This window comes from Achromobacter sp. SIMBA_011, assembly GCF_046535435.1.
In the GTDB taxonomy this organism is placed as follows: Bacteria; Pseudomonadota; Gammaproteobacteria; order Burkholderiales; family Burkholderiaceae_B; genus Achromobacter; species Achromobacter dolens.
This window is the reverse complement of sequence record NZ_JAWRWN010001386.1, coordinates 1-228: the sequence shown is the minus strand read 5'-3', so window position 1 is coordinate 228 and position 228 is coordinate 1. Positions and strand designations below refer to the sequence as shown.

Genomic DNA, 228 nt, shown 5'->3' with positions numbered 1-228 from the left:
CGGGTATTCTCGGCGGCTCGCTGCTGTGGGGTGACCTGTCGAACGTCTACGTCGTTGCCGTGCTGATGGTGACACTCGGTTTCGGAGCCATCGGCTTCTACGATGATTACCTGAAGGTAACGAAGCAGAGCGACAAGGGCTTTTCCGGCAAGGCGCGTCTTGGCATCGAATTCCTGATCGCGGCGATTGCCGTGTTCTTCATGATGAAGATGGCGCTCGCTTCCGCCC

1 pseudogene is annotated in these 228 nt (G+C 58.3%); it reads left to right on the top strand.

From position 1 onward, the window contains the following. Nucleotides 1–228 (top strand): annotated as a pseudogene (locus SB816_RS35580) (phospho-N-acetylmuramoyl-pentapeptide-transferase); the annotation flags it as partial.